Annotated in this window: 2 protein-coding genes and 1 pseudogene; 2 read left to right on the plus strand and 1 reads right to left on the minus strand. The window is 70.3% G+C overall.

All coding sequences use genetic code 11. The features are described from left to right. On the minus strand, nt 1-1,388 hold a 1,388-nt coding region (locus ABT085_RS45935; RefSeq protein WP_351623122.1), incomplete at its 3' end, for an IS200/IS605 family accessory protein TnpB-related protein. Between the two features lie 182 nt (nt 1,389-1,570). Here ABT085_RS45935 and ABT085_RS45940 point away from each other — a divergent pair. Both ABT085_RS45940 and ABT085_RS45945 read left to right on the plus strand, forming a co-directional pair. Continuing rightward, nucleotides 1,571-1,768, plus strand: a pseudogene (locus ABT085_RS45940) (histidine-type phosphatase); the annotation flags it as partial. A 35-nt stretch (nt 1,769-1,803) separates the two neighbouring features. Beyond that, nucleotides 1,804-2,010, plus strand: a complete 207-nt coding sequence (locus tag ABT085_RS45945; RefSeq protein WP_351623124.1) for a hypothetical protein — start codon at nt 1,804-1,806, stop codon at nt 2,008-2,010. Nucleotides 2,011-2,100: the final 90 nt, after the last annotated feature.

The raw sequence follows: 2,100 nt of genomic DNA on the forward strand, positions 1-2,100 counted from the left end.
TGTCCGAGGGCGCGTCGCCCGATCGCGATGCTCGCGGCATCGTGCCGGGAAACCTTACGGGTGCTGCTGGTCAGGGGCTTCTGCCAGTGCTGGGCGCCCCACCGGGAGGTGTAGGCCGGATCGACCGCGACCACCGCAATATTCTGCTCGGCGGCCATCGCGATCAGCCGCGCTCTGAGTCTGGCGGTGGGGAAGCGGGCGATGAGGCGGCGGAAGCGTTTGTTGCGGCCGTGCTTCTCTCGGCTGGTGCTGTCGGTGAAGTCCAGGTCCTCGATCGCGATCGCTGTCGCGCCGGTTGCGTGGGTGTGGTGCAGCAGGCGGGTCAGCGCGTGCCGGATCTGTGCGTCGCGGTGCGCGGTAGTGCCGGTCAGCTCGTAGAAGAAGCGGCGGGGTTCGCCGACCGGGTTGCCGTGCACATCCAGAAGCCAGGCGGCCAGGTGGTCGTCGTTCATGTCGACACCGACCACACCCCGCGCCAGCGCCGCCTCAAGCGGCAGCACCGGGACCGCCCTGCGCTGCCAGGAGGCGGTCACATACCAGCGGCCGCGCACCGTGTCGTGGTGGATGCGGTAGGCGACGGCCCGATTGGCGGTGATCCGCTCCAGCCATTCCCGGCTGCGGTGGGCGAAGGCGACGGTCGCGTCGAGGAGGTAGCGGCCGTGCGGGGCGTTGGCCAGACGGGCCAGCGCGGCCGGAAGCCTGAGGGAGAGCTGTCCGGTGTCGGTGACGCGGATGGTCTCGTTGCCGAAGCGTTTGCCCGATTCCCCGTCCGCGGTCAGGAACATCCGTGCCGCCCGCCACCGCTCCCGCCACGCCTCCGCATCCAGGCCGGCCTGGTCGAGGTGGTGACGCAGATGGGCGAGGCGTTTGCCGCCGCGCACCACGTGTATCCGGCCGGTCGCCCGGTCCGCCTCCACCCTCGCCAGCCGGTCTTTCAGGATGTGCAGGCGGCGGGACTTGGCATGCCACTCCGCGCGTGTCGCGTAGCCGCGGGACAGCCCCGCCCGCCGGTCCGCTTTCGCGCCCAGCGGCCGGTCCAGCCGCGCTTCGATCGACGCGATCTGCCCCCGCAGCCAGGATGCCTCGGCCGCCTGTCCCCGCCGGGCCAGCGCCCACTGGTCATGCGTGGCCTTCGTGATACTGCCCGCCCACCTGGCGGACGAGAGACCGGTCAGCCCCCGTTTGCGCACCGCCCATGTGGCCGCATCATGCTCCGCCCCCTGCCGGACACGCGTCGCGAGATCACCCGCGGCCAGCGACCCGAGGAACACACCCACCTCGGCCAGCACCGCTACGTCCGCCTCCGACACCCTCAGCCGGGCCCGGACCGCGACCCCCGTGGGACCGGGCACCACGAACGACGCCGCCACCTCCCGCACCCCACCCACCCCCGCCCGTCCAACGCTGCGCCACTCCAGTCACCCCGCCCAACGAACCCCACCCGAAAAGGTCACGCATTCGACCGACAAACCCCCGTTCCCACCCACCGGCACCCGCCGCATGCCGCCACCCACCACTCACCCATGCTCACGAAAGTTCACTCGCTCATGGTCAAGCGGCAGCAGTTCCGAACCCCTGGCGGGGCGCGTCGGTGGCACCCCTGGGCGCGAACATCCAGTGGGACCTCTTCGAGAAGGACGGCCGCTACCTGGTGCGGATGCTCTACAACGAGAAGGAGACGGCGTTCCGCACCGGCTGCCGTCCCGTCTCCCGGGGCAGCGTCTTCTACGACCTTGACGAGTTGGAGCGCTGCTTCGGCCGCTCTTGATCGACCTGCGACGACGGCCTGTACGATCCCGCCTCATGGTCATGGACATGGGGCGGGATGCGGAGCAGGAGACGGTCGAGCTGACGTATCAGCCGACCGCGAAGGACTTCGCGCAGGTGCTGCGGGAGCGACGGCGGTTCAGCAGGGCGGGGCGCCGGTTCAACTGGGTGATCGGGGCGATGTTCTGCCTGGCCGCCGTGGAGGCCGTCGTCTGGCTGGCCGGCGGGAAGCCGGACATGTGAACCGCACCGGTTCGAATGGAGACTCGATTCTCTGAGAGGATTGAGTCATGGCACGTCCCTCCCCTTACCCCGCTGAGCTGCGGCGTCGTG

It is taken from the genome of Streptomyces sp. NPDC002265 (genome assembly GCF_040296125.1).
Classification (GTDB): domain Bacteria; phylum Actinomycetota; class Actinomycetes; order Streptomycetales; family Streptomycetaceae; genus Streptomyces.